24 protein-coding genes are annotated in these 24,786 nt (G+C 72.1%); 9 read left to right on the top strand and 15 right to left on the bottom strand.

What is annotated here, in order from left to right; translation table 11 throughout:
- The first annotated feature begins 2 nt into the window (after nucleotides 1-2).
- Both C1I92_RS18320 and C1I92_RS18315 read left to right on the top strand, forming a co-directional pair.
- Complete coding sequence (locus C1I92_RS18320) at nucleotides 3-533, top strand: RNA polymerase sigma factor (RefSeq protein WP_199521346.1); 531 nt, start codon at nucleotides 3-5, stop codon at nucleotides 531-533.
- Entirely contained in the window at nucleotides 526-1,314 is a 789-nt protein-coding gene (locus C1I92_RS18315; protein ID WP_111256095.1) for an anti-sigma factor family protein, read from the top strand. The genes C1I92_RS18320 and C1I92_RS18315 overlap by 8 nt, the downstream gene beginning before the upstream one ends.
- Here the strand turns inward: C1I92_RS18315 and C1I92_RS18310 are convergent.
- The 3 genes from C1I92_RS18310 to C1I92_RS18300 are packed head-to-tail and all read right to left on the bottom strand — an operon-like array spanning nucleotide 1,311 to nucleotide 3,474.
- On the bottom strand, nucleotides 1,311-2,102 hold the full coding sequence (locus tag C1I92_RS18310) for a sterol carrier family protein (RefSeq protein WP_146605189.1): 792 nt from the start codon (nucleotides 2,100-2,102) through the stop codon (nucleotides 1,311-1,313). The two genes, C1I92_RS18315 and C1I92_RS18310, sit on opposite strands and share 4 nt — an antisense overlap.
- A 16-nt stretch (nucleotides 2,103-2,118) precedes the next feature.
- Nucleotides 2,119-3,279 (bottom strand): AAA family ATPase, encoded by a 1,161-nt coding sequence (locus C1I92_RS18305; protein ID WP_111256093.1) that lies wholly within the window; start codon nucleotides 3,277-3,279, stop codon nucleotides 2,119-2,121.
- Nucleotides 3,280-3,288: 9 nt separating this feature from the next.
- Nucleotides 3,289-3,474: a type II toxin-antitoxin system Phd/YefM family antitoxin gene (locus tag C1I92_RS18300; protein WP_111256092.1), complete on the bottom strand. Its 186-nt coding sequence runs from the start codon at nucleotides 3,472-3,474 to the stop codon at nucleotides 3,289-3,291.
- Between the two features lie 118 nt (nucleotides 3,475-3,592).
- On the opposite strand from C1I92_RS18300, the gene C1I92_RS18295 reads away from it, so the two are divergent.
- Nucleotides 3,593-4,186, top strand: a complete 594-nt coding sequence (locus C1I92_RS18295) for an ArsR/SmtB family transcription factor (RefSeq protein WP_111256091.1) — start codon at nucleotides 3,593-3,595, stop codon at nucleotides 4,184-4,186.
- Entirely contained in the window at nucleotides 4,183-5,538 is a 1,356-nt protein-coding gene (locus C1I92_RS18290; protein WP_111256090.1) for an MFS transporter, read from the top strand. The genes C1I92_RS18295 and C1I92_RS18290 overlap by 4 nt, the downstream gene beginning before the upstream one ends.
- Here the strand turns inward: C1I92_RS18290 and purL are convergent.
- The 4 genes from purL to C1I92_RS18270 form a co-directional block, all read right to left on the bottom strand.
- On the bottom strand, nucleotides 5,502-7,757 hold the full coding sequence (purL, locus tag C1I92_RS18285) for a phosphoribosylformylglycinamidine synthase subunit PurL (RefSeq protein ID WP_111256089.1): 2,256 nt from the start codon (nucleotides 7,755-7,757) through the stop codon (nucleotides 5,502-5,504). The two genes, C1I92_RS18290 and purL, sit on opposite strands and share 37 nt — an antisense overlap.
- Nucleotides 7,754-8,425: a phosphoribosylformylglycinamidine synthase subunit PurQ gene (gene purQ / locus C1I92_RS18280; RefSeq protein ID WP_111256088.1), complete on the bottom strand. Its 672-nt coding sequence runs from the start codon at nucleotides 8,423-8,425 to the stop codon at nucleotides 7,754-7,756. The genes purL and purQ overlap by 4 nt, the downstream gene beginning before the upstream one ends.
- Complete coding sequence (gene purS, locus C1I92_RS18275; RefSeq protein WP_111256087.1) at nucleotides 8,425-8,682, bottom strand: phosphoribosylformylglycinamidine synthase subunit PurS; 258 nt, start codon at nucleotides 8,680-8,682, stop codon at nucleotides 8,425-8,427. The genes purQ and purS overlap by 1 nt, the downstream gene beginning before the upstream one ends.
- Before the next feature lie 103 nt (nucleotides 8,683-8,785).
- The gene (locus C1I92_RS18270) at nucleotides 8,786-9,295 is read right to left on the bottom strand and encodes a winged helix-turn-helix domain-containing protein (RefSeq protein ID WP_146605188.1); all 510 of its coding nucleotides are present in this window, start codon (nucleotides 9,293-9,295) and stop codon (nucleotides 8,786-8,788) included.
- A 339-nt stretch (nucleotides 9,296-9,634) separates the two neighbouring features.
- Between C1I92_RS18270 and C1I92_RS18265 the strand changes: the two genes are divergently transcribed.
- Nucleotides 9,635-13,954 carry a S8 family serine peptidase gene (locus tag C1I92_RS18265; RefSeq protein WP_199521344.1) on the top strand — a complete coding sequence of 1,440 codons (4,320 nt, stop codon included), beginning with the start codon at nucleotides 9,635-9,637 and terminating at the stop codon, nucleotides 13,952-13,954.
- 112 nt (nucleotides 13,955-14,066) lie between these two features.
- On the opposite strand, the gene C1I92_RS33890 is transcribed toward C1I92_RS18265, so the two are convergent.
- Together C1I92_RS33890 and purB are read right to left on the bottom strand one after the other, a co-directional pair.
- A complete protein-coding gene (locus tag C1I92_RS33890) occupies nucleotides 14,067-14,240 on the bottom strand; it encodes a hypothetical protein (RefSeq protein WP_158564191.1) in 174 nt (57 codons plus the stop codon).
- A 336-nt stretch (nucleotides 14,241-14,576) separates the two neighbouring features.
- Nucleotides 14,577-16,010: an adenylosuccinate lyase gene (purB, locus tag C1I92_RS18260; protein ID WP_199521343.1), complete on the bottom strand. Its 1,434-nt coding sequence runs from the start codon at nucleotides 16,008-16,010 to the stop codon at nucleotides 14,577-14,579.
- Between the two features lie 99 nt (nucleotides 16,011-16,109).
- Between purB and C1I92_RS34505 the strand changes: the two genes are divergently transcribed.
- The 4 genes from C1I92_RS34505 to C1I92_RS18245 all read left to right on the top strand — a co-directional run bounded on the left by C1I92_RS34505 (nucleotide 16,110) and on the right by C1I92_RS18245 (nucleotide 18,055).
- Entirely contained in the window at nucleotides 16,110-16,253 is a 144-nt protein-coding gene (locus C1I92_RS34505) for a GPGG-motif small membrane protein (protein ID WP_199521342.1), read from the top strand.
- A gap of 100 nt (nucleotides 16,254-16,353) precedes the next feature.
- On the top strand, nucleotides 16,354-16,509 hold the full coding sequence (locus C1I92_RS18255; protein ID WP_111256083.1) for a ribbon-helix-helix domain-containing protein: 156 nt from the start codon (nucleotides 16,354-16,356) through the stop codon (nucleotides 16,507-16,509).
- Nucleotides 16,506-17,198, top strand: a complete 693-nt coding sequence (locus tag C1I92_RS18250; RefSeq protein WP_111256082.1) for a hypothetical protein — start codon at nucleotides 16,506-16,508, stop codon at nucleotides 17,196-17,198. Before C1I92_RS18255 ends, C1I92_RS18250 begins: the two co-directional genes overlap by 4 nt.
- Before the next feature lie 77 nt (nucleotides 17,199-17,275).
- Entirely contained in the window at nucleotides 17,276-18,055 is a 780-nt protein-coding gene (locus tag C1I92_RS18245; RefSeq protein WP_111256081.1) for an LLM class F420-dependent oxidoreductase, read from the top strand.
- Between the two features lie 31 nt (nucleotides 18,056-18,086).
- Here the strand turns inward: C1I92_RS18245 and folE are convergent, their stop codons facing one another.
- The 6 genes from folE to dacB form a co-directional block, all read right to left on the bottom strand.
- Nucleotides 18,087-18,686, bottom strand: a complete 600-nt coding sequence (folE, locus tag C1I92_RS18240; protein ID WP_111256080.1) for a GTP cyclohydrolase I FolE — start codon at nucleotides 18,684-18,686, stop codon at nucleotides 18,087-18,089.
- A gap of 4 nt (nucleotides 18,687-18,690) precedes the next feature.
- Nucleotides 18,691-20,712, bottom strand: coding sequence for an ATP-dependent zinc metalloprotease FtsH (ftsH, locus tag C1I92_RS18235; protein ID WP_111256079.1), 2,022 nt, complete (start codon nucleotides 20,710-20,712; stop codon nucleotides 18,691-18,693).
- A gap of 207 nt (nucleotides 20,713-20,919) precedes the next feature.
- Complete coding sequence (gene hpt, locus C1I92_RS18230; protein ID WP_111256078.1) at nucleotides 20,920-21,471, bottom strand: hypoxanthine phosphoribosyltransferase; 552 nt, start codon at nucleotides 21,469-21,471, stop codon at nucleotides 20,920-20,922.
- A 29-nt stretch (nucleotides 21,472-21,500) separates the two neighbouring features.
- The gene (tilS, locus tag C1I92_RS18225) at nucleotides 21,501-22,553 is read right to left on the bottom strand and encodes a tRNA lysidine(34) synthetase TilS (RefSeq protein ID WP_111256077.1); all 1,053 of its coding nucleotides are present in this window, start codon (nucleotides 22,551-22,553) and stop codon (nucleotides 21,501-21,503) included.
- Between the two features lie 10 nt (nucleotides 22,554-22,563).
- Nucleotides 22,564-23,664 (bottom strand): zinc-dependent metalloprotease, encoded by a 1,101-nt coding sequence (locus C1I92_RS18220; RefSeq protein WP_111256076.1) that lies wholly within the window; start codon nucleotides 23,662-23,664, stop codon nucleotides 22,564-22,566.
- Nucleotides 23,665-23,699: 35 nt separating this feature from the next.
- Nucleotides 23,700-24,786: D-alanyl-D-alanine carboxypeptidase/D-alanyl-D-alanine endopeptidase (dacB, locus tag C1I92_RS18215; RefSeq protein ID WP_199521341.1), on the bottom strand; the 1,087-nt coding region annotated here is incomplete at its 5' end.

Raw genomic sequence — 24,786 nt, 5'->3', positions numbered from 1 at the left:
GGGTGTCGGACGAGGCCCTGCTCGCCGGTATGGCCGCCGGTGACGCGGACGCGATGGCCGCGTTCGTCCGGCGTCATCAGGGGCGCGTCTACGGCTTGGCGTTGTCGGTCGTCGGGGTGCCCGCAATCGCGGAGGAGGTGGCACAGGAGGCGTTCGTCCGGGCATGGCGGCACGCCGGCAACTACGACGCCCGCCGGGCGCAGGCGTCGACGTGGCTGCTGACCATCACCCGCAACGTCGCCATCGACGTGCTGCGGGTGCGCCGGGAGCTCGCCGTCGAGCCGGCCGTCGTCGCGGAGATGCTGATCTCCACCACGAACGACACCGACCGGGTCGCCGACAGCGAACGCATCACCACCGCACTACGGGCACTGCCCCGCGAGCAGGCGATGGCCGTCCTGCTGTCAGTACATTTCGGCTACACCGCACGGGAGATCAGTGAGCAGCAGCAGATCCCCCTCGGTACGGCCAAGACGCGCATCCGGACCGGACTGTCCCGGCTGCGTGCGATGCTCGAGGTGAGTCATGGTTGATCCGACGAGGTGCGGCGATATCGCCGACGCCCTGGCCGAGGTGGCCACCGGCGCCGCCAGCGGCCCGGACCGCGCGCGCGTGCTCGCGCACCTGGCCGAGTGCCCTGACTGCCGCCGCGAGCTGGAGGAGCTGACCCGGATCGCCGACGAGGTGCTGCTGGTCGCGCCGGAGCACGACCCGCCGGCCGGGTTCGAGGGCGCCGTCCTCGCCCGGATCGCGGCACTGGCCGACGAGCGGCCGCCGGCCGACCCGTCGGCCGGCCCGCCGGCCGGCCCGCCCGCCGAGGACGAGCCGGACGCCGTCGTCACCCCGCTGCGGCCGCGGCGCTGGCGCCGTGTGCTGCCCTACGCCGTCGCCGCGGTGATCGCCGGGATCGCCGGCGTGATCGGCGCCGGCGTGGTCTGGCAGGCGACGTCCGACGACCGCGACCTCGCGGCCGGCTACCGCGAGACGCTCGAGATCGCGAACGGCCGCTACTTCGACGCGGCTCCGATCGTCGACGACGCCGGCGAGCAGGTCGGGCACGTGTTCCTCTACCAGGGCGACCCGGCGTGGGTGTTCACCGTCCTCGGCGCCACCGCGGAGCCGGGGACCTACGAGGTGACCGTCACGACCGAGGACGGATCGACCGAGCAGCTGGCCGAGAACGAGGTCGGCCCGTCCGGGGGCGAGTCCGGCGGCCGCGTCGACACGCGCATCCACGACATCGAGCGGATCGACCTCGTCGGTCCCGGCGGCGTCACCTACACGGCCCACCTCGCCGCGGGCTGGGCGTCCTAGAGCAGCGGCAGGTAGGCGGACAGGTCGGCGCGCTGGCCGCTGGCCAGGACGGCGCCGGCGGCGACCTCGTCGGCCCAGGTGGTCCGGCCACCGGCCAGCCGCAGCCACAGCGGCGGGGTGAGGTCGACGGTGTTCGGCGGCGTGCCGCGGGTGTGCCGCGGCCCCTCGATGCACTGGACGGCGGCATACGGCGCGACCCGCACCTCGACGCTGCGGCCCGGTGCCCGCTCGGCCAGCACGTCGAGCAGGGTGCGGACGGCCAGCCGGATGGTGTCACGGGGTACGGCGGGCGCCGGCACGGTCGGGACCGAGCGGGCCAGGTCGTCGGCGTGGATGGCGATCTCGATGACGCGGGTGAGCAGGTAGTCGGCCTGCCGGACCGGGATCCGCCGGGTCGTCAGGACGGCGTCGTCCATGCCGCGCTCCTCGACGGTGTGCGTCGCGGCCGCGAACCGCTCGTCGATCGCGGCGAGGATGCCGTCCTTGTCGTACTCGGCGGCGCGGGCGATGGCCAGCGTCCGCTCGGACAGCTCGCCGGCCACCGGGGCGTACGTCGTCAGGTACTCGCCCAGCGAGTGCGCGGCGACCCCGCGCGGGGCCGCCGCCGTCGCCGTCACCGAGTCGGCCACCAACGCGATGTGCGCCGCCAGGTCGGCGACGGTCCAGCCGGGCAGCACGCTCGGCCCGGTCCAGTGCTCCGGCGCCAGGTCGGCCAGCCAGCCGCGCACCGCGTCGTGGCCGTTCCGGTACGCCGCCCACACCGCCGCCGGTTCCATCCGCTTCGCCACCCCGGCAGGCTACCGGTCAGCGCGATCCCCAGTTCCAGGCCGGCCGGTCGAACCGGCCCTGCCCGTCGATGAACGTCTCGCCGGTGTCCTTGACCAGCTCGACCCGCGTCGCGGCGGCGCCCAGGTGCTCGACCAGCGGCGTCGAGTGGGTGATGACGATGACCTGGGTGTGCTCGCGCGCCTCGGCGATCAGCTCGGCCAGCGCCGGCAGCAGCTGCGGGTGCAGGCTCGCCTCGGGCTCGTCCAGCACCATCAGCGCAGGCGGGCGCGGCGCCAGCAGGGCGGCGGCCCAGAGCAGGAAGCGCAGGGTGCCGTCGGACAGCTCCGCGCCGGCCAGCGGGCGGAGCAGGCCGTGCTGGCGGAACGCGAGGTCCAGGCGGTCGCCGAGCTGGACGATCTCCAGCCGCGAGCCGGGGAACGCGCGGTCCACGGCGGCGTCCAGCGCCTCGACCGCGCCGACCTCGCGGATCGTCTGCAGCGCGGCGGCCAGGTCGGCGCCGTCGTCGGCCAGCACCGGCGTGCGGGTGCCGACCCGGGTCTGCCGCGCCGGCGCGTCGGCGTCGGTGCGGAAGTGGTCGTAGAAGCGCCAGCTGCGCACCTGCTCGCGGACGGTCAGCAGCTCCGGCGCCCGGACCGGGTCGGCGACCTCGCTGAGCATGCTCTCGAACGTGCGCAGGCCCTGGGCCAGGTGCTCCCACTCGCCGCCGGCCCGCACCCGCACCATCTCGTTGCGGCGGTCGGCCAGCCAGGCGCCCGGACGCAGCACCGGCCCGCTCCAGATCGCCTCGCGCTTGATCTCCGGGTCCAGTCCGAAGTACGTCGGTCCGCCACCGGGTTGCGGCAGCCCCAGGTCGATCAGGTAGCCGAAGTCGTCGCCGGCGAACCCCATCCGGACGTCGACCGGCCCGGTCCGGCGGGTGCCCTGGACCGGCCGCTCCCCTGACCGCATCTCCCGGCTGATCTTCTGCGGGCCGGCCCAGGTCACCGACGGCATGCCGCCCTCCCTGGCCAGCGACGCGATGACGTCACCCCTGGCGCAGTCGGCCAGCAGCCGCAGCGCCCGGTACAAGCTCGACTTCCCGGTGCCGTTGGCCCCGATGACGACGTCGAGGCCGGTCAGCGGCAGGACGATGTCGCGCAGCGACCGGTAGTTCGCGATGGCGATCGTCCGCAGCACGGTCCGGCCCTACTCCGACCTGTCCGCGAAGTCTTCGCCCGACTCGTGCCGCTCCCACTCGTCAACGGAGACGACGACGGCGACCGCACGGCCGCGGCGGCTGATCGTCTGCGGGCCGTCTCGCTCGACGGCAGCCAGCAGGTCGCTGAGCCGCGTCTTCGCCTCGGCGACGCTCCAGGTGCGTCCCGGCGTCATGCCATCACCTCAGCGACCACACTAGACACGTGGGTCACGCGACGCCACTCAGTCGTAGTGCGTCGAGCAGTCAGCATGCGGCTTGACAGAATGGTCGGGATCGGCCGACCATACGGGAATGGCAGACCAGTCCGCCGTTCCCGACTACGAGCTCCCCGACGAGCTCGAGCTCACCGATCCGGCGCAGTACCGGGCGTTGTTCGACGCGACCCGGATGAGGATCGTCCACCTGCTGCTGGAGCGGGCCGCCACGACGACGGAGCTGGCGGTCGCGCTGGACAAGCCGAAGGGCACCGTCGGCCACCACCTCAAGGTGCTGGAGTACGCGGGCCTGGTACACGTCGTGCGGACCAAGCAGGTGCGCGCGATCGAGGCCCGGTACTACGGCCGCACCGCCCGCGTGTTCCTGTACCACGACTGGGACCGCGCCTCGTTCGACGGCATCGGGCTGGAGCCCAAGGGGGTGCTCACGGAGACCGTCACCGAGATCCAGCAGCTCCCGGCCGAGTTGCTCGACCTGCCCATGATCACCAACGCGCGCTACGCCCGCATCCCGGCCGAGCGGGCGGCGGAGTGGCGGCAGCGGCTGATCGAGCTGCTGGACGAGTTCGTCCGGCAGCCGCGCGGCGGCGAGGTGACCTACGGGCTCCTGGTCGGCGTCTTCCCGACCCAGCGCGGGCACCTGCCGGAGCCGAAGGACGGTGCATCGTGACGACGACGGCGGCGCCCGCGAAGGCCGGGCTGGGCCGCAACTACTGGAAGCTGTGGAGCGCGTCGGTCGTCTCGAACTTCGGCGACGGGCTGTCGGCGGTCGCGATCCCCTGGCTGGCCACCGCCATCACCCGCGACCCGATGCAGATCGCCCTGGTCACGTTGGCCACGCGGCTGCCGTGGCTGCTGTTCTCGCTGCCGGCCGGCGTCATCTCCGACCGCCTCGACCGCCGCAAGCTGGTCGCGTCGATGGACGTGGCCCGGTTCGCCGTCATGGGCGCGTTCGCGTTCGCCGTGCTGGCCTGGCAGTCCGACCTGCCGACGCCGGACCAGATCGCCGGCGGCACCGCCGACGTGCCCGAGAACGGCGCCGTCCTGCTGGCTCTGCTGTACCTGATGGCGTTCCTCCTGGGCATGGCCGAGGTGCTGCGCGACAACACCGCCCAGACGCTGCTGCCGTCCATCGTCGCGAAGGAGCGGCTGGAGAAGGCGAACGGGCGCATGTGGGGCGCCGAGGTCGTCGTCAACAACTTCGTCGGGCCTCCGCTGGCCGGACTGCTGCTGGGGCTGGCATTCGCGCTGCCGTTCTTCGTCAACGCAGGCACGTTCGCCATCGCGGCCGCGCTGGTGTTCATGCTGGCCGGGCAGTTCGCACCCAAGGGCAAGGTCACCAGCGGCCGGATCAACTGGCGGACCGAGATCGGCGAGGGCGTGCGCTGGCTGTGGAACCACCACCTGCTGCGCTCGCTGGCCTTCCTGCTCGGCGCCGCGAACGGGCTGAACGCCGCCGCCATGGCGATCTACGTGCTGCTGGCGCAGGAGATCCTGGACCTCAACGCGACCGAGTTCGGCATCCTGCTGTCCGGGACGGCGATCGGCGCGGTGCTCGGCTCGCTGGTCGCGCACCGGGTCAGCGCGCGCATCGGGCCCGGCACGTCGCTGTTCGTGTCGCTGATCGTGCTGGGCGCCACCATCGGCGCGATCGGCCTGGTCTCGTCGCCGTACGTCGTCTACGCGGTGCTCGTCGTCGAGGGCTTCTTCATCGTGCTGTGGAACGTCATCACGGTGTCGATGCGGCAGAGCATCATCCCCGACCATCTGCTCGGCCGGGTCAACTCCGTCTACCGGTTCTTCGGCTGGGGCGCCATCTCGGTGGGGACGCTGCTCGGCGGCGTGCTGGTGAGCACCGGCGACGTCTGGCTGAGTCGCGAGTGGGCGCTGCGGCTGCCGTTCCTCGTCGCCGCGGCCGCGCACGTGCTGATGGTGCTGTACGCGCTGCCGCGGCTGACCAACGCCCGCATCGAGGCGGCGAAGGCTCAGGCCTCGAACGCCGACGGCAGCGTCGAACCGTGAGCCGTCCGCAGCTCGTCGACCGGCACGCTGAACTGTCCCTGCAAGTCGAGCACGCCGCCGTCGTCGACGACGCCGATGCGCTGGTGCGAGAAACGGCGCGCGGAGCACATGTCGGTGAAGCGCACCTCCTCCGAGCGCGGCACCGCGACGATCGCCCGGGCCTGCGACTCGGAGAACAGGAACACGAACGGGTCCAGGCCGTCGGGCACCCACACCCGCGCTCCGACACCGTACCGCAGCACCGACTCGGCCAGCGCGATCGCCAGCCCGCCGTCGGAGAGGTCGTGCGCGGCGTCGATCAGCCCGTCGCGTGAGGCGTTGACGAGGATCTCGGCCAGCTCGCGCTCGGCGGCCAGGTCCACCGACGGCGGACGCCCGCCGAGGTGCCCGTGCTCGGCCCACGCCCACTCCGAGCCGCCGAACTCGTCGCGGGTCTCGCCGAGCAGGTAGATCACCTGGCCGGACTCGCGGAAGCCCTGCGGCGTCCGGCGCCCCACGTCGTCGAGCACACCCAGCAGACCCACGATCGCCGTCGGCAAGATCGCGGCGTCGCCGGTCTGGTTGTACAGCGACACGTTGCCGCCGGTGACCGGCGTGCCGAGCGCCTGGCAGCCGTCGGCCAGGCCGCGGATCGCCTCGGCGAACTGCCACATGACGGCCGGGTCCTCGGGCGAGCCGAAGTTGAGCCCGTCGGTGACGGCGAGCGGCCGGGCGCCGGTGGTGGCGACGTTGCGGTACGCCTCGGCCAGCGACAGCTGCGCGCCGGTGTACGGGTCGAGCTTGGCGTAGCGGCCGTTGCCGTCGGTGGCGATCGCGACGCCCAGGCCGGTGGACTCGTCGATGCGGAGTACGCCGGCATCCTCCGGCTGGGCCAGGACGGTGTTGCCCAGCACGTAGCGGTCGTACTGGTCGGTGATCCACGCCTTGGAGGTGAGGTTCGGCGACGCGAGCAGCCGCAGCAGGGTGCCGCGCAGCTCGTCACCGCTCGACGGGCGGGGCAGGGACTCCGGGCCGTCCGCCTGCAGCGAGTCCTGCCAGGACGGCCGCGCGAACGGCCGCTCGTAGACCGGGCCGTCGTGCGCGACCGTGCGCGGGTCGACGTCGGCGATGGTCTCGCCATGCCAGTCGATGATCAGCCGGCCGGTGCCGGTGACCTCGCCGATGACGGCGGTCTCGACGTCCCACTTCGCGGTGATGGCGAGGAACGCGTCGAGGTTCTCGGGCGTGACGATGCCCATCATGCGTTCCTGCGACTCCGACATCATGATCTCGCCGGGCGTCAGGCTGGGGTCGCGCAGCAGCACCTTCTCCAGCTGGACGTGCATGCCGCCGTCGCCGTTGCTGGCCAGCTCCGACGTCGCGCAGGAGATGCCGGCCGCGCCGAGGTCCTGGATCGCCTCGACGACCTTCGCCTCGAACAGCTCGAGGCAACACTCGATCAGGACCTTCTCCATGAACGGGTCGCCGACCTGGACCGCCGGCCGCTTCGACGGCTTCGTGTCATCGAAGGACTCCGAGGCCAGGATCGAAGCGCCGCCGATGCCGTCGCCGCCGGTACGGGCGCCGAACAGCACGACCTTGTTGCCGACGCCGGTGGCGTTGGCCAGGTGGATGTCCTCGTGCTTCATGACGCCGACGCAGAGCGCGTTGACCAGCGGATTCGCCGCGTAGGACGGGTCGAAGACCACCTCGCCGCCGATGTTGGGCAGGCCCAGGCAGTTGCCGTAGCCGCCGACGCCGGCCACCACGCCCGGCAGCACCCGGTGCGTGTCGTCGGCGTCCAGCGGGCCGAACCGCAGCGAGTCCATGACGGCGACCGGCCGCGCACCCATCGCGAGGATGTCGCGGACGATGCCGCCGACCCCCGTCGCCGCGCCCTGGTACGGCTCGACGTAGGACGGGTGGTTGTGCGACTCGATCTTGAACGTGACCGCGTAGCCGTGGCCGATGTCGACGACGCCGGCGTTCTGGCCGATGCCGACCAGCAGCGCGTCGCTCTCGGGCGCCTTCTCGCCGAACTGGCGCAGGTGCACCTTGGACGACTTGTACGAGCAGTGCTCGGACCACATGACGCTGTACATGGCCAGCTCGGCGTTGGTAGGCCGGCGGCCGAGGATGTCGCGGATGCGCTGGTACTCGTCCTCCTTGAGGCCGAGCTCGTCCCAGGGCTGCGGCTGGTCGGGCGTCTTCGCGGCCAGCTCGACGGTGTCGATGGTCACGCGCGGACCAGTCCTTCCAGCACGGAGGTGAAGAAGCCGAGCCCGTCGGTGCCGGGCCCGGTGAGCGCCTCGACGGCGTGCTCGGGGTGCGGCATCAGGCCCACGACGTTGCCGCGGGCGTTGGCGACGCCGGCGATGTCGCGGTAGGAGCCGTTCGGGTTGTCGCCGAGATAGCGGACGACGACCCGGCCCTCGCCCTCGAGCTCGTCCAGCGTGCGCTGGTCGGCGACGTAGCCACCCTCGCCGTTCTTCAGCGGGATGACGATCTCCTGGCCGGCCGCGTAGCCCGACGTCCACGCCGTCGCCGCCGACTCGACCCGCAGCGGCTGGTCGCGGCAGACGAACTTGCGGTGGTCGTTGCGGATCAGCGCGCCCGGCAGCAGGTGCGACTCGCAGAGGATCTGGAAGCCGTTGCAGATGCCGAGCACCGGCAGCCCGCCGCGGGCGGCGTCGACCACCCGCTCCATGACCGGGGCGAACCGGGCGATGGCGCCGCAGCGCAGGTAGTCGCCGTAGGAGAAGCCGCCCGGCAGCACCACAGCGTCGACGCCGCGCAGGTCGGCGTCGCCGTGCCAGAGCGCGACCGCCTCGCCGCCGGCGACGCGGACCGCCCGGGCGGCGTCGCGGTCGTCGAGGGAACCGGGGAACGTGACGACGCCGACGCGCATCAGACGCCGGCCTCCACGTGCACGGTGAAGTCCTCGATGACCGGGTTGGCCAGCAGCGTCGCGGCGGCCCGTTCGATCTCGGCGACGGCCTCGGGCGTCGCCTCGCCGTCGAGCTCGATCTCGAAGCGCTTGCCCTGGCGGACGGAGGCGACACCGTCGAAGCCGAGCCGGCTGAAGGCGCCCTGCACGGCCTTGCCCTGCGGGTCGAGAATCTCGGGTTTGAGCATGACGTCGACAACGACGCGGGCCACGGGCACGCTCCTCGCGCGGCAGATGAACCGGGAACGTGCCCCAGGATACCCAGTCAACGCGTGAGGCCGCGGGTTCGGCCCACACCCTGCGCGGGCCGGACCCGCCGCCTCAGTCCGGCACGACCAGCCGGAAGCCGATACCCCGCACCGACACGACGCGCAGTTCGTCGACCACGGACGCCAGCCGGCGGCGCAGCCGTTTCACCGCGGAGACGACCGGATCGGCGTCACCGCGGTAGCGGGTCTTCCAGATCCGCGACGTCAGCTCCTCGAACGACCAGACCCGACCGGCCTCGCCGGCCAGCGTCGCCAGCAGGTCGAACTCCCGGGCGCTCAGCGCGATGTCGACGTCGCCCCAGGTGACCTGCCGCGACACCAGATCGACGCGCAGGCAGCCGCGCTCGATGACGCGCGTCTCCAGGTCCTCCACGCCGGCCGGGCTGTCGGGCACGCCGTCCTCGGCCACCAGCAGCCGGCGCGCGGCCTTGGTGTCCGGGGCGATCATCACGATCGCGCGCCGATCGATCGCCCGAGCGATCGCGGTCGAGTCCTCCAGCGTGGTCCCGACACAGATGACATACGGAGTGATCGATTCAATGTATGGCGCTGCGGACACCACGCATCAACTCCCTGCACATCGCCCCACCGATTGCTTGGCAGCATGACAGGTTTCGCGACGGTTTGGTATGTCCTACGGAACATTTCCGGTTAAATCCAGACCATCCCGCAGTCAATTCTCCTGACAGCGCCCGTCAACGGCCCGGATCTTGCCCTTCCACCGACCTTGTCGCCGGTAGCCGGACGTAGCGAGGATGGCGGCACCGCATTCCGGACATGTGGGGCACGGCGCCCATCACCCCTCTGCGCCGTGCCGCGCCCGCACAGGAGGTCCCCCATGCCATCTGCCCACCGTCGAGGACGGCGATATCTCGCCGCAGTACTCTCGGTCTTCGCCCTGGTGTCGGCGGTTCTCGCCGCCACGCCCGCGCAGGCCGGGTTCGGCCGTCCCGTCCAGCCGGCGTCGAAGATCGAGCCGGGCGTCTTCGACCCCGACGCGGTCAAGGACAGCGCCGACTTCTGGGTCCGCTTCGGCTCGTCCGCCCGCACGACGTCCGCGACCGGCATCGACGACTGGACCGAACGTGGTCAGTTCGTGGTCGACCAGCTCAAGGCCGCCGCCGACCAGTCACAGGCCACCGCCCGCAAGCTCCTCGACGAGCGCGGCGTCGGCTACGAGGCGCACTGGATCACCAACGCGATCCTCGTCCAGGACGGCAGCCGCGCCCTGGCCGAGCAGCTCGCCGCGCTCGACGGCGTCGAGCAGATCAGGGCGCCGCGCACCTACGAGCTGCCCGAGCCGGTCGACGCCAAGCCGTCCGGCGGCATGAGCACGAACGCGCTGGAGTGGGGTGTGGCGAACATCAACGCCGACGACGTCTGGTCGCAGTTCGGCACCCGGGGCGAGGGCATCGTCGTCGCCAACATCGACAGCGGCGTCGACTACGACCACCCGGCGCTGGTCGGCCAGTACCGCGGCAACACCGGGACCGGGTTCGACCACGACTACAACTGGTTCGACGCCACGGGCTCCAGCGACGCACCGTTCGACGGCGCCGGCAACTCCCACGGCACCCACACGATGGGCACCATGGTCGGCAGCGACGGCGCCAACCAGATCGGCGTCGCGCCCGGCGCGACGTGGATCGCCGCCAACGGCTGCAACTCCTGCTCCGACGCCGACCTCATCGCGTCCGGCGAGTGGATGCTCGCGCCCACCGACCTCAACGGGGAGAACCCCGACGTGTCGATGCGCCCGCACATCGTCAACAACTCGTGGGGCACGATCGTCCCGTCGAACGACCCGTTCATGGAGGACATCCTCGTCGAGTGGGCGAACGCCGGCATCTTCGGCGTCTGGTCCAACGGCAACAACGGCGACGCCTGCGAGACCAGCGGGTCGCCGGGCAGCCGGATCGTCAACTACTCCGTCGGCGCGTACGACGTGAACAACGCCATCGCCGACTTCTCCAGCCGCGGTCCCGGCCAGGACGGCGAGATCAAGCCGAACATCGCCGCGCCCGGCGTGAACGTCCGCTCGTCGGTCAACGGCGGCGGCTACGGCTCGCTCTCCGGCACGTCGATGGCCGCGCCGCACGCCGCGGGCGCCATCGCACTGCTGTGGTCGGCCGCACCGACGCTGGTCGGCGACATCGAGGGCACCCGCGCGCTGCTCGACGACTCCGCGATCGACGTCGAGGACCTGCAGTGCGGCGGCACGGCCGACGACAACAACGTCTGGGGCGAGGGCCGACTCGACGCGCTCGCGCTGCTCGAGGCCGCGCCGACGGGCCAGACCGGCACGCTGACCGGCGCCGTCACCGCGGCCGGCGCACCGGTCGAGGGCGCCACCGTCGCCGTCGCCGGGCCGATCGCGCGCTCGACCACGACCGGCGCCGACGGCGGCTACTCGCTGGTGCTCACCGCCGGCGACTACGACGTCACGGTCTCCGCGTTCGGCTACCTGACCGCGACCGGCACGGCCACCGTCACCGCCGACGGCACGACGACACACGACGTCGCGCTCGAGCCGGCCGACAGCCACCCCGTCAGCGGCACCGTCACCTCGGGCGGCACGCCGGTCGAGGGTGCCACCGTCACCATCGAGGGCGCACCCGTCGAGCCGGCCGTCACCGGCGCCGACGGCCGCTACTCGTTCGCCGCGGTCCCGGCCGGCTCCTACGAGCTGACCGCCGACGGCGGCCGCTGCGACGCGCCGCTCACCCAGGCGCTGACCGTCGGCGGGCCGTCGACGCTGGACTTCGCGCTGACGAAGCGGAGCGACGGCTACGGCTACTTCTGCACCACCGGCCCCTCGGAGTACGTCGAGGGCACCACCCCGGTGGCCCTGACCGGCGACGAGTCGACGGCGTCGGTCGCGCTGCCGTTCGACTTCCCGTTCTACGGCGAGAGCTACGACACCGCGCACCTCTCGTCCAACGGGCACGTGAACCTCCTCGCGCCCGTCACCAACTACACGAACGCCGCGCTGCCCAACGCGGCCGCGCCGAACGCGACGCTGGCCCCGTTCTGGGACGACCTGGAGATCAACGCCGACGGCGGCGTCTACACCGGCGCCGTCGACGGCGGGTTCGTCATCGAGTACCGCAACGTCGCGTTCTACGACGTGCCGGACCAGCGGATGGACTTCAGCGTCACGCTCTACGAGGACGGCACCGTCACGTTCGCCTACCGGAACCTCGACCCGGCCCAGGCGCGGGAGCTCGGCAACAGCGCCACCGTCGGCATCGAGAACGCCGCCGGCACCGACGCCCTGCAGTACTCGTTCAACCAGGCCGCGCTGTCCGACGACACGGCGATCACGTTCGGGCTGCCGCCGAACGGCTACGTCGAGGGCACCGTCACCGACGCCAACGACGGCCTCCCGGTCGCGGGCGCGACGGTGGCCGCCGTCGCGGCCGACGGCACCGTCGTCCGCCAGACCAGCACGGACGAGAACGGCGCCTACCGGATGCAGTTGTTCTTCGGCGCCTACGCGGTGCAGGCGAGCAGCACCGGCTACGAGGCCGGCGCCGACGACGTGATCATCAACGAGGACGGTGAGGTCAACACGATCGACTTCGCGCTGCGCACCGGCATCGCCGTGGTCGAGTCCGACGACCTGTCCTGGACGATCACCGAGGGCCAGACCCGCTCCGGCGAGGTGACCATCACCAACGCCGGCTCGGCGGACCTGACCTGGGAGGCGACCGAGGTCGACCGCGGCTCCGGCCGGCAGACGGCGCCGACGCCGGCGCTGCTGGGCAGCTCGAAGGTCGACGAGAACGCCCGGACCGCGCTCGGCACGTACTCGGCGGAACAGCTGGCCGACCTCGCGTCGCGGGACATGGCGCCGAACGCGCCCGGCGACGTCATCGCCCAGTGGGACACCGAGGGCGTCTCCGTGGCCTGGGGCGTCGGCTTCGACGGCGACGTCTGGGTGTCCGACCCGGACTCCATCACCAACCACCAGTTCTCCACGACCGGCGAGCCGGGCGAGGTGTTCCCGGGCAACTGGGGCGGCGTCTGGAACGGCGACATGGCACTGGACTCCAGCACCGGCGCGATGTGCCAGGTCAACGTCGGCGGCGACAACGCGATCCACTGCTTCGACACCGCCGACGGCACCGAGCAGTACGTCATCTCGGGCTCTCCGTGGAACGGGATCTCGCAGCGCGGCCTCGCCTACAACCCCGCCGACGACGTCTTCTACATCGGCGGCTGGAACGAGGGCATCGTCTACACCGTCGCGGGCCAGTCCCACGACGACCCGGGCGCGACCCTCGCCCAGTGCTCGACGGAGGACGCGTCGATCGCGGGCCTGGCCTACAACCCGACGGCCGACGTGCTGTGGATGGTCAACAGCTCGCTGACCACGTTCATCTACCAGATCGACCCGTCGGACTGCGCCACGATCTCGACGATCGAGTTCCCGGAGCAGGGCGAGGGGCCGGGCGCCGGCCTGGAGATGGACACCACCGGCCAGTTGTGGGCCGTCAGCCAGCTCACCAACACGGCGTACCTCATCGACTCGGGCGTGCCGAACGCCAGCGACGTGCCGTGGCTCTCCGAGGACCCGTCCTCGGGGACGCTCGCGCCGGGCGAGTCGGTGACCGTCACGGTCACGGCGGACAGCACCGGCCTGGAGCCGGCGCTGCACGAGGCGACGCTGACGATCGCCACGGACGCCGGGCGGGTGCCGAACCACCAGCTCCCCGTCTCGCTGCTGGTGCCCGCCTACCAGGTGGGTGTCAACGCGGGCGGCGCCGCCTACACCGACGGCTCGCAGGATGTCTGGCAGGCGGACAAGAAGCACACCGCCGGGTCGTGGGGCTGGACCGGCCAGCGGGTCGAGGTCTCGTCGACGAACCGGCAGATCGGCGGCACCGACGACGATCGGCTCTACCAGGACCGGCGCTCGGGCATCTTCGGCTACCGGTTCGACAACGTGCCCGCCGGGACGTACGAGGTGGAGCTCGGGTTCGCCGAATTCCAGGCCAACATGCTGCCCGGACGCCGCGTCTTCGACGTCAGCGTCAACGAGTCGTACGTGCTGGTCAACCACGACGTCGCCGCCGAGGTCCGCGGCCTGTGGGCGGACCAGCACACGTTCACCGTCGAGCACCCGGGCGGCCCGTTGAACATCCAGTTCCACGACCGCTTCGGCTACCAGCTGCCGATCGTCAACGCACTGCGCGTGACCGACCGGCCCGACCTGTAGGAGGTTCTCGTCGTCCGGGGGCGGTGCCGCGGCGCCGCCCCCGACGGCACGTCCGCGACGCACGACGGGGCCGGTTCTCACCAGCCCCGTCCGCTCCCTGCAGATTCGCCCGCTACCTCAGCAGCGACACGAGCTCCATCAGGGGAACACCCAGGAGGAGGAGCACACTCACCAGGCTCGCGAAGATCGACGCCACCTGGCGTGAGATCTCACTGAGCACCTTGGTGTGGTCACGGACAGTCTCCAGCCGCGCCAGCACGGTTCCTCGCCTGTTGCTGTGGTTCACCGAACGTCCCTTCTTCAGGGGCTACCCGGTAAACCGCTGCTAACAGCCCGCCCGGTAGCCCATCGACTTGCGATGACCTACACGCGGGCGGATCCCGTATGTAGTTAGGTTCTCAGGTTGACAGATGGTCATGAAGCGGTCAACGGCGTACGCTAGTCCTGGCTGGGGGAGGTGCTGCTAACACCGACGATCCCGGCCACAGGCTCCGGCGCGTTCTTCGTTGCTGTGGTTCCGCGCCGGAGCCTCCTTCGCCGGGGGAGGTGCCGCTAACACCGACGATCCCGGCCGGAAGCCCCGGTGCGTTCTGCTGTGATTCCGCGCCGGGGTTTCTGCTGCTCAGAGGATCGGCGACGGGGTGTAGGCGGCCGCGACCGGGTGGGCGGCGGCGATCTCCTCGACCCGGGCGACGACGGCGCCGACCTGGGCACGGGCGGCGCCGGTGAACTCCAGCGGCGACCGGACCAGCGAGTCCAGGTGCGCCCGGTCCAGCCCCAGCCGCGAGTCGCCGGCCAGCCGCTCGAACAGGTCGTTCTGCGCAGCAGCCTGCTCCCGCATCGACAGCGCCACCGCGACCGCGTGCTCCTTGATCGCCTCGTGCGCCGTCTCGCGGCCGACGCCGGCCTTGACGGCGGCCATCAGTACCGACGTGGTGGCGAGGAAGGGCAGGTAGCGGTCCAGCTCACGGGCGATGACCGCGGGGTAGGCGCCGAACTCGTCGAGGACGGTGAGGAACGTCTCGAACAGGCCGTCCAGCGCGAAGAACGCGTCCGGCAGCGCGACCCGGCGCACGACCGAGCAGAACACGTCACCCTCGTTCCACTGGGCGCCGGCCAGCTCGGCCGCCATCGAGGCATAGCCGCGGAGCACGACGGCCAGTCCGTTGACCCGTTCGCAGGAGCGGGTGTTCATCTTGTGCGGCATCGCGCTGGAGCCGACCTGCCCGGGCTGGAACCCCTCGGTGACCAGCTCCTGGCCGGCCATCAGCCGGATCGTGGTGGCCAGCGACGACGGCCCGGCGGCCACCTGGACCAGCGCGGACACGACGTCGTGGTCGAGCGAGCGCGGGTAGACCTGGCCGACGCTGGTGAGGACCCGCTCGAACCCGAGGTGCCCGGCGATCCGCCGCTCCAGCTCCGCCAGCCGGACGTCGTCGCCACCGAGCAGGTCGAGCATGTCCTGTGCGGTGCCGACCGGGCCCTTGATGCCGCGCAACGGATACCGCGAGATCAGCTCGGCGATCCGGTCGAACGCCACCAGCAGCTCGTCGGCCGCCGAGGCGAACCGCTTGCCCAGCGTCGTCGCCTGGGCGGGCACGTTGTGGCTGCGCCCGGCCATGACGGTCTCGGCGTGCTCGGCGGCCCGGGCGGCCAGCCGGACGAGGACGGCGACGATGCGGTCGCGGACGTGCTCCAGCGACAGCCGGATCTGCAGTTGCTCGACGTTCTCGGTGAGGTCGCGGCTGGTCATGCCCTTGTGGACGTGCTCGTGGCCGGCCAGCGCGTTGAACTCCTCGATCCGCGCCTTGACGTCGTGCCGGGTCACCCGCTCGCGCGCGGCGATGGCGTCGAGGTCGACGTCCTCCAGCACGGACCGGTACGCCTCGACGACGCCGTCAGGGACGTCGACGCCGAGGTCGCGCTGGGCCTGCAGCACGGCCAGCCACAGCCGGCGCTCCAGCACGATCTTGTTCTGCTGCGACCACAGCCGGGTCAGCTCGGGCGAGGCGTAGCGAGCGGCGAGGACGTCGGGGATCACGGGCTTGTCGGGCACACGTCCATTCTCCCGCACGGCGGCGCGGTGATCGGCACCACCCGTTTGGAGATCGCCCATTCGGGCACCAACCGGTCGGGAATGAGAGAAGGAGGCACCATGGAATTCGTGCTCTGGATCCTGGCCGTCATCCTCGTGATCGCGGGCATCGTCTCGCTCGTACGCGGCCAGATGTTGTGGGGCATCGTGCTGATCGTCGTCGGCCTGCTGGTCGGCCCCGGCGGGGTGAGCGTCTTCACCTGAGCCGCGGTATCTCGGCGAGAAACGCACATTGGACCGTCCGGAGCCGCTTCGGCGGCATCCGGGCGGTCGGTCTGTTCGCCTGCCCGCTAGCATCCTAGCCATGGCCGACAAGGTGCAGTTCAACGTCTACCTGCCGCCGGACGTCGTCCGCGCCACCAAGCACCGCAGCATCGACGAGGAGCTGAGCCTGTCGGCGTTCGTCGAGAAGGTGCTGCGGGAGTACCTCGCCGCCGCGGAGCAGGAGGATGCCCGATGACGCTCACCGTCCGCCCGGTCCGGCGCACGCCGCACGCCGGCGTGTGGGTCCGGGCCGTCGAGGCGCTCGGCGGCGTCGTCACCGGGACCGACGGCGACCGCGTCGACCTCGCGCTCGGGCGGGGCCGGGTGGCCATCGTCCGCGCCGACGCACCCGGCGCCGAGCTGGGCTTCGAGGCGCCGGACCTGCTCGCCGTCGCCGCCGAGTGCGAGCGCAACGGCCTGGCGACGGTGTCCGCCGGCGGCCGGCTGGAGGTCATCGGTCCGGACGGCCTGCGGCTGCACGTCGATGAGCACCCGTCCGCCGAGGCACCGGCCGGTGCCGACCCGGCGCTGTCGCCGCTGCCGCTCTGGTACACGCCGGACGTGGCGGGCGCGGCGGGTGTGCTGGACCGGCTCGGGCTGACGGTGCGGATCGCGTCGCGGAGGGGCGACTGGGTCGACTTCGTCGCGCCCGGCGGTGGCCTGGTGGCGGCGCACGGCGCCGACCGGCCGTCGGTCCAGCTGTCGTTCGAGTACGACGGCGACGTCCGCGCGCTGGCCGCCCGCCTGACCGCCCGCGGGCTGACCCCGTCCGTCATCGACGAGAACTACGGGCTCACCGTCCGGCTGCCCGATCCCGACGGCGGCCAGATCTTCGTCAACCAGGTCCAGTCCGACCTGCACGGATACCGCCGCGCCGGCTCGTAGTCCGGCGCCGCTGGAATGCCGCGACGGCGCGGCGGGGTTGTCGCCAGTGGTCAGTCCCCGACACGAACGAGGCACGCATGTCCCGACCGATCCGTATCGGTGTCCAGATCCAGCCGCAGCATGCCGACTACAAGGAGATCCGCCGCGCCGTCGCGGAGGCGGAGGACGCCGGCGTCGACATCGTCTTCAACTGGGATCACTTCTTCCCGCTGCGCGGTGAGCCGGACGGCAAGCACTTCGAGGCCTGGACCATGCTCGGCGCCTGGGCCGAGCAGACCTCCCGGGTGGAGATCGGCGCGCTGGTGAGCAGCGTCGGCTACCGCAACCCGGAGCTGCTGGCCGACATGGCCCGCACCCTCGACCACGTCAGCGATGGCCGGCTGATCCTCGGCATCGGCGGCGGCTGGTTCCGGCGCGACTACGACGAGTACGGCTACGAGTTCGGCACCGCCGGCAGCCGGCTGGACGAGCTCGGCGAGGCGCTGCCCCGGATCAAGGACCGCTGGTCGAAGCTGAACCCGCGGCCGACGCGCGACATCCCGATCCTCATCGGCGGTGGCGGCGAGAAGAAGACGCTGCGCCACGTCGCCGAGCACGGCACCATCTGGCACGCCTTCGGCAACGCCGACCTGATGCGCCACAAGAGCAAGGTGCTCGACGACTGGTGCGCGACCGTCGGCCGCGACCCGGCCGAGATCGAGCGCTCGACGGCGGTCAGCGGCCGCCCCGGCGCGGCCGCCGAGGAACTGGTGGAGGCGGGCATCACCCTGCTCACGCTGAGCACGTCCGGCCCCCTCTACGACCTCGGCTCCCTCACCGACTGGCTCACCTGGCGCGACCGCCACAACAAGGGGTGAGACGGCATCCCCCGCCGCTCAGGCGGGACACCTAGCGCCCGATGATGAGGCTCATCGCCTCGGCCCGGGTGGTGGCGTCGCGGAGCTGGCCGCGGACGGCGCTGGTGAGCGTCTTAGCGCCGGGCTTGCGGACGCCGCGCATCGTCATGCAGAGGTGCTCGGCCTCGATGACGACGATGACGCCGGCCGGCTTGAGCAGCTCGACCAGGGAGTTCGCCACTTGGGACGTGAGCCGCTCCTGAACCTGCGGCCGCTTGGCGTAGACGTCGACCAGCCGGGCCAGCTTGGACAGCCCGGCGATCCGGCCGGACGGGCCGGGGATGTAGCCGACGTGGGCGTAGCCGTAGAACGGCACCAGGTGGTGCTCGCACATCGACGCCAGCTCGATGTCCTTGACCAGCACCATCTCGTCGTGGCCGAGCTCGAACGTCGTGGTGAGGACGTCGGCGGGGTCCTGGTGCAGGCCGCGGAACATCTCGGCGTAGGCCCGGGCGACCCGCGCGGGGGTGTCGAGCAGGCCGTCGCGCTCGGGGTCCTCACCGATGGCGACCAGTAGCTCGCGGACGGCCGCCTCCGCCCGGGCGTGGTCGAACCGCCCGGGCGGTCGCGGCAGTACCGGTTCCGCGTTCACAGCCTCAGCCCTCGACCGGACCCTCGGGCTTCGGCACCGGCGGGAGCACCGGAGTCGGGTCCGGGGCGACGGTGATGGCGGCAGGCTCTTCGGCGTGGTGGCCGTTGGTCGAGACCTTGATCGGGAACGCCACCGGGCCGCGGTCGGACGGCTTGCGGGTGGCCGAGCCGGTCCAGGCCGGCCGGCGGCCGCGCTTGCGGATCGGCGCGAAGACCTCGGCGACTTCTTCCTTGTTCAGGGTCTCGCGCTCGAGCAGCGCGACCACCAGGCGGTCGAGCACCTCGCGGTTCTCGACCAGGATGTCGAAGGCCTCCTGGTGCGCGGTCTCGATGAGCTTGCGCACCTCTTCGTCGACGATGCCGGCGACGGTCTCGGAGTAGTCGCGCTCGTGGCCCATGTCGCGGCCGAGGAACGGCTCGGACCGGTCCGAGCCGAACTTGATGGCGCCGAGCCGCTCGGTCATGCCGTACTGGGTGACCATGCGGCGCGCCAGCGTGGTGGCCTTGTCGATGTCGTTGGCCGCCCCTGTGGTGGGGTCGTGGAAGACCATCTCTTCCGCGGCACGGCCGCCCATCATGTAGGCGAGCTGGTCGAGCATCTCGTTGCGCGTGGTGGAGTACTTGTCCTCGTCGGGCAGCACCATGGTGTAGCCGAGGGCGCCGCCGCGGGGCAGGATCGTCACCTTGTGCACCGGGTCGGTGTGGTGCAGCGCCGCGGCCACCAGAGCGTGCCCGCCCTCGTGGTAGGCCGTGATGCGCTTCTCGGCGTCCTTCATGAGGCGCGAGCTCTTCTGCGGGCCGGCGACGACGCGGTCGATGGCCTCGTCGAGGGCCTGCGGCGAGATCATCTTCTCGTTCTTGCGCGCCGTGAGCAGCGCGGCCTCGTTGAGCACATTGGCGAGGTCGGCGCCGGTGAAGCCGGGCGTCCGCCGCGCGACCGCGCGCAGGTCGGCGTCCTCGGTCAACGGCTTGCCGCGGGCGTGGACGCCCAGGATCTTCTCGCGGCCCTCGAGGTCGGGCGGCTCGACGGCGATCTGCCGGTCGAAGCGGCCCGGGCGCAGCAGCGCGGGGTCGAGGATGTCGGGCCGGTTGGTCGCCGCGATCAGGATGACGTTGGTCTTGACGTCGAAGCCGTCCATCTCGACCAGCAGCTGGTTCAGCGTCTGCTCACGCTCGTCGTGACCGCCGCCCATGCCGGCGCCGCGGTGCCGCCCGACCGCGTCGATCTCGTCGACGAAGACGATGGCCGGCGCGTTCTCCTTGGCCTCCTTGAACAGGTCGCGGACCCGGGAGGCGCCGACGCCGACGAACATCTCGACGAAGTCCGAACCGGAGATGGAGTAGAACGGCACGCCCGCCTCGCCGGCGACCGCACGGGCCAGCAGCGTCTTGCCGGTACCGGGCGAGCCGTACAGCAGCACGCCCTTCGGGATCTTGGCGCCGACCGCCTGGAACTTGCCCGGCTCCTGCAGGAACTCCTTGATCTCCTGCAGTTCCTCGATGGCCTCGTTCGCGCCGGCGACGTCGGCGAACGTCGTCTTCGGCGCGTCCTTGCTGGCCAGCTTGGCACGCGACTTGCCGAACTGCATGACCCGGCCGCCACCGCCCTGCATCTGGGTCATGAAGAAGAAGATCAGGCCGCCGAGGATCAGGAACGGCAGGAGGGTGCCGAGAATGCCCCACAGGATGCTCGGCTGCGGCACCTCGACGTTGTAGGTCTCGAGCGCGCTGCCGTCCTCGTCGTGCAGCTGCTGCAGGGCCTCCTGGAGCTGAAGCCCCTGGCCCTCGACATATTGCGCGACGATCTTGGTGTTGTCGGAGTCGTTGAGCGTGAGCTCGATCTCCTGGGTCTCACCACCGGTGATCTTCGCGGACTGGACGTTGCCGGCCTCGATCTCGGAGACGATGCGAGAGGTGTCGACCTCCTCCGCACCACCGGCGCGGTCGAGCACACTGCTCAGCACGACGGCGGCGAGCACGAAGACGAGCAACCAGATGAGTGGTCGCGTGAATCGCTTGGCGTTCATGATCCGAGGCCTGGTGGCCTCGTACCTCCTGATGATCGGCTGGCTTCAGCACACGCCGCGAACGCCCGGCATGTCCACCGAAGGTGTCGGATCGTCCGACGATACCTTGCGCGGCGCCAGCACGACCATTCCGGCAGGTCTGGTACATGCTGAGAACGTCGCAGGTGAGCCACCGTGTTCCCGGCGCGTCCTGACGGGTCCGTCACATCAGCTGTACACGTGTGGCGCGAGGGTGCCGACGACGCGCAGGTTGCGGTACCGCTCGGCGTAGTCCAGGCCGTAGCCGACGACGAACGCGTTGGGGATGTCGTAGCCGACATACCGGACCTCGACGGCGGTCTTCGCGGCCTCCGGCTTGCGCAGCAGCGTGCACACCTCGACCGACGCCGGCCCGCGCGAGCGCAGGTTCGAGACCAGCCAGGACAGCGTCAGCCCGGTGTCGATGATGTCCTCGACGACCAGCACGTGCCGGTCGGTGATGTCGGTGTCGAGGTCCTTGACGATGCGCACGACGCCGCTGGAACGGGTGCCCGAGCCGTAGGACGAGATGGCCATCCAGTCCTGCTCGACGTGCCGGGAGAGGTGGCGGGACAGGTCGGCCATGACCATGATCGCGCCCTTGAGCACCCCGACGAGCAGCAGGTCCTGGCCCTCGTAGTCGTGCTCGATCCGCTGCGCCAGCTCGGCCAGCTTGGCCTGGATCTCCTCCTCGGTGAGCAGGATCTTCTCGAGGTCGCCGGACACGTGTTCTGGATCCACAGGCGCAGCCTTTCACATCGCGTCGCGGCTCACCGCGCGGAGGCGAACCTCACCTCGCCGTCGCGGCGGACGGCGCGCAGCCCGCCCGGGAGGTCGATGCCGGCCTGTCCCCGCCAGCCGGTGACGAGCGTGTCGACGGCGGCGACGTGGGCGGCGGTCAGGTCGGTGGGCGGACTGCCCGCGGCGATCGCGGCCCGGCGCAGCACCCGCCACCGGACGGCCCGTGGCAGCGCCGCCAGCTCCGCGACCACCAGCGCGTCACCCCGCGCCTGTTGATCATGGAGAAATCCGGGTTCCCGTGGGGCTGGAAGGCCCATTTCTCCATGATCAACTTTGGCGGAGTGAGATGCGCCACCGGCGAGGAACGCGCCGGCCTGGGCGTCGAGCGCGTCGGCGTCGGCGCGGGCGAGGTCCGCGGTGCGGGCCAGCGCCTCGGCCACGCCCGGGCCCAGCTCGGCCTCCAGCACGGGCAGCACCCGGTGCCGGACCCGGGCCCGCGCGTAGGCGGCGTCCTCGTTGTGCGGGTCCTCCCATGGCGTCAGCCCGGGCGGTAGCGCGGCCCGCACCACGGAACGGCGCAGCCCCAGCAGCGGCCGCCGGAAGACGCCGGTCCGGACCGCCATGCCCGACAACGACCGCGACCCCGATCCGCGGGCCAGCCCCAGCAACACCGTCTCGGCCTGGTCGTCCAGCGTGTGCCCGAGCAGCACCGCCGCCGCGTCCACCCGGACGGCCGTGGCCGTCAGCGCCGCGTACCGGGCCGCCCGCGCGTTGCCCTCCGGCCCGTCCGGCCCGCGGACCGCGTCGACGTGCACCGTGACGACGGGGTCGAGGCCGAGCCCGCACAGCAGAACGGCCGTCGACCGGGCCCGCGCGGCCGAGCCCGGCTGCAGCCCGTGGTCGACGCAGACGGAGCCCGCGCGCAGCGCCCCGCCGGACCGCGCCGCCACCCACGCCGTCGCCGCGGCCAGGGAGAGCGAGTCGGCGCCGCCGGAGCAGGCGACCAGCACCGTCGCGCCGTCCGGCAGATCGGCCAGCTCCGCGCGGACCGCCCGCCGGACGTCGAGGTGCGGGTGCCCCATGGGAGGAGGGTCAGCCGAGCGCCGGCAGGCCGTGCACCCGGCGCACCCAGGCGACCGGGTCGGCGATCTCGTCCTTCGTCGGCAGCGTGGCCGCCGATTCCCAGACGCGGTTGAAGCCGGCCATGCCGACCCGGTCGACGACGGCGTTCACGAACGCGGCGCCGTCGCGGTACTGGCGCATCTTGGCGTCGAGGCCGAGCAGCCGGCGGAACGTCCGGTCGAGGCCGACCGAGGAGTAGCGGCGGCGCTGGAACCGGCGCCGGATCGTCTCGACCGACGGGATCACGCCCGGGCCGACGCCGTCCATGACGACGTCGGCGTGCCCCTCCAGCAGCGACATGAACGCCGTCACCCGGTCGATGACGGCCTTCTGCGCCGGGGTCTGGACGAGGTCGAGGATGGAGCCGCCGCCCTCGCCGGACCGGGCGCTCTCGCTCAGCGCGCGGACGGCGTCACGGGCGCGGGTCAGGAACGCGCCCGGGTCGACGTCGGTGGCCTCGACGAACGCCTCGATCTCGGCGGCGAGGTGGTCGCGCAGCCACGGCACCGCGGTGAACTGCACCCGGTGCGTCTCCTCGTGCAGCGTGACCCACAGCCGGAAGTCGCGCGGGTCGACACCGAGCTCGCGCTCGACGTGGACGATGTTCGGGGCGACCAGCAGCAGCCGGCCCTGCGCGCCGTCGTCGGGACCGCCCAGCCGGCCGGACCAGAACGGGTCGAACTGGCCGAGCACCTTGCTGGCCAGGAACGCCAGCAGCGCGCCGGTCTGCAGCCCGGTGACCTTCGGGCCCACCCGCTGGAACGGGGTGCGCTCGCGGCCCTTCTGCAGCTTGCGCTCCAGCGGCGCGATGATCGTGCGCATGCTCTGCGCGTTGGCGCGGGCCCAGTTGCCCCGGTCGACCACGATCAGCGGCGCGAACCCCAGCGAGGCGTCCAGGCCGGTGAACCCCTTGACGTGCGCCTCCGCCTCGCTCGCGAGCGAACGCAGCTCGGCGACGGCCGAACGGGCCTCGGCGTCGGTGACGGCGGGCCCGGGCCCGGCCAGGCGTTGCGCCGTGGCGACCGCGAGGTCCCAGTCGACCATCTCGGGAGCGGCGTCAGCGGTCGTCATGTCCCCCACGCTACGTCACCGAACGAAGACGCACCCTAGGCACAGCCGCAGCCGGCCAACGCGGCCGCGACGTCGTCCAGCGCGGCCCGCGCCTCGAGCGTGTTGCCGACGTCGTCGGCCAGCACGGAGAACGCGTACCCCACACCGTCGGCGGCCACGACGACCCCGGCCAGCGCGCTGACGCCGGTGAGCGTGCCGGTCTTGGCCCGGACCAGGCCCGCGGCGGCGGAGTCGGCGAACCGGTCGCCGAGCGTGCCGGTGAACGCCGCGACCGGCAGCCCCGTGACGACGGCGCGCAGCTCCGGGTGGTCCGGCCCGGCCGCGAGCACCAGCGCCGACGTGATCAGGCCGGCCGGCACCGCGCTGCCGCGGGCCAGCCCGCTGCCGTCGAGCAGCGTCGCACCGGTCGTGTCCAGGCCCAGCTCGGCGAGCGCCGCGACGACGGCCGGGCCGGCGTCGGCAGAGGTCCCGGGCACGTCGGCGGCAAGGGCCACGTGCCGGGCCAGCACCTCGGCGCCGTCGTTGTCGCTGCTGGTCAGGATGTCCTCGACGATCGTCGAGAGCGGGGCGGACGCGACGGTGGCCAGCTCGGCGCCGTCAGCGGGCGCGGGAGCCGGCGCCGGGGCGCCGTCGACGGCGATGCCGTGATCGCCGAGCAGGCCGGCGAACGCCTCGGCCGCGTCCAGCGCGGGGTCGTCCGGCCGGTCCTCGATGTCGACGGCGAGCGCGGACGTCGGCGAGACGACCGACGGCACGTAGCCGGGGCTCCAGTCCGGGTCGACGGCCGGGCCGGTGAACAGCGACGCGTCGTAGGAGAGCGTGATGGTCGTGACGTCGACGTCGGTGAGCGCCTGCGCGGTCGCCGCGGCGAGGTCGGCCAGCCGGGTGCCGGCGCGGTCGTCGCCCGCCGTGAGCGTCGGGTCGCCGCCGCCCACGAGCGTGACGGCCGACGGGTCGGGGCCGCTGACGGCGCGGGTGGTGAACGTGTGCCCGGGACCGAGCGCGTGCAGCGCAGCGGCGCCGGTGAGGATCTTCAGCGTGCTGGCCGGCGTGTGCGGATCGGCGCCGGCGGACTCGTAGGCCGCGGCGCCGGTGGTCAGGTTCACCACACTGACGCCCACC

Origin of the sequence: Jiangella anatolica (assembly GCF_003236295.1) — a bacterium.
GTDB lineage: Bacteria > Actinomycetota > Actinomycetes > Jiangellales > Jiangellaceae > Jiangella > Jiangella anatolica.
This window is presented reverse-complemented; position numbering and strand designations above follow the sequence as displayed.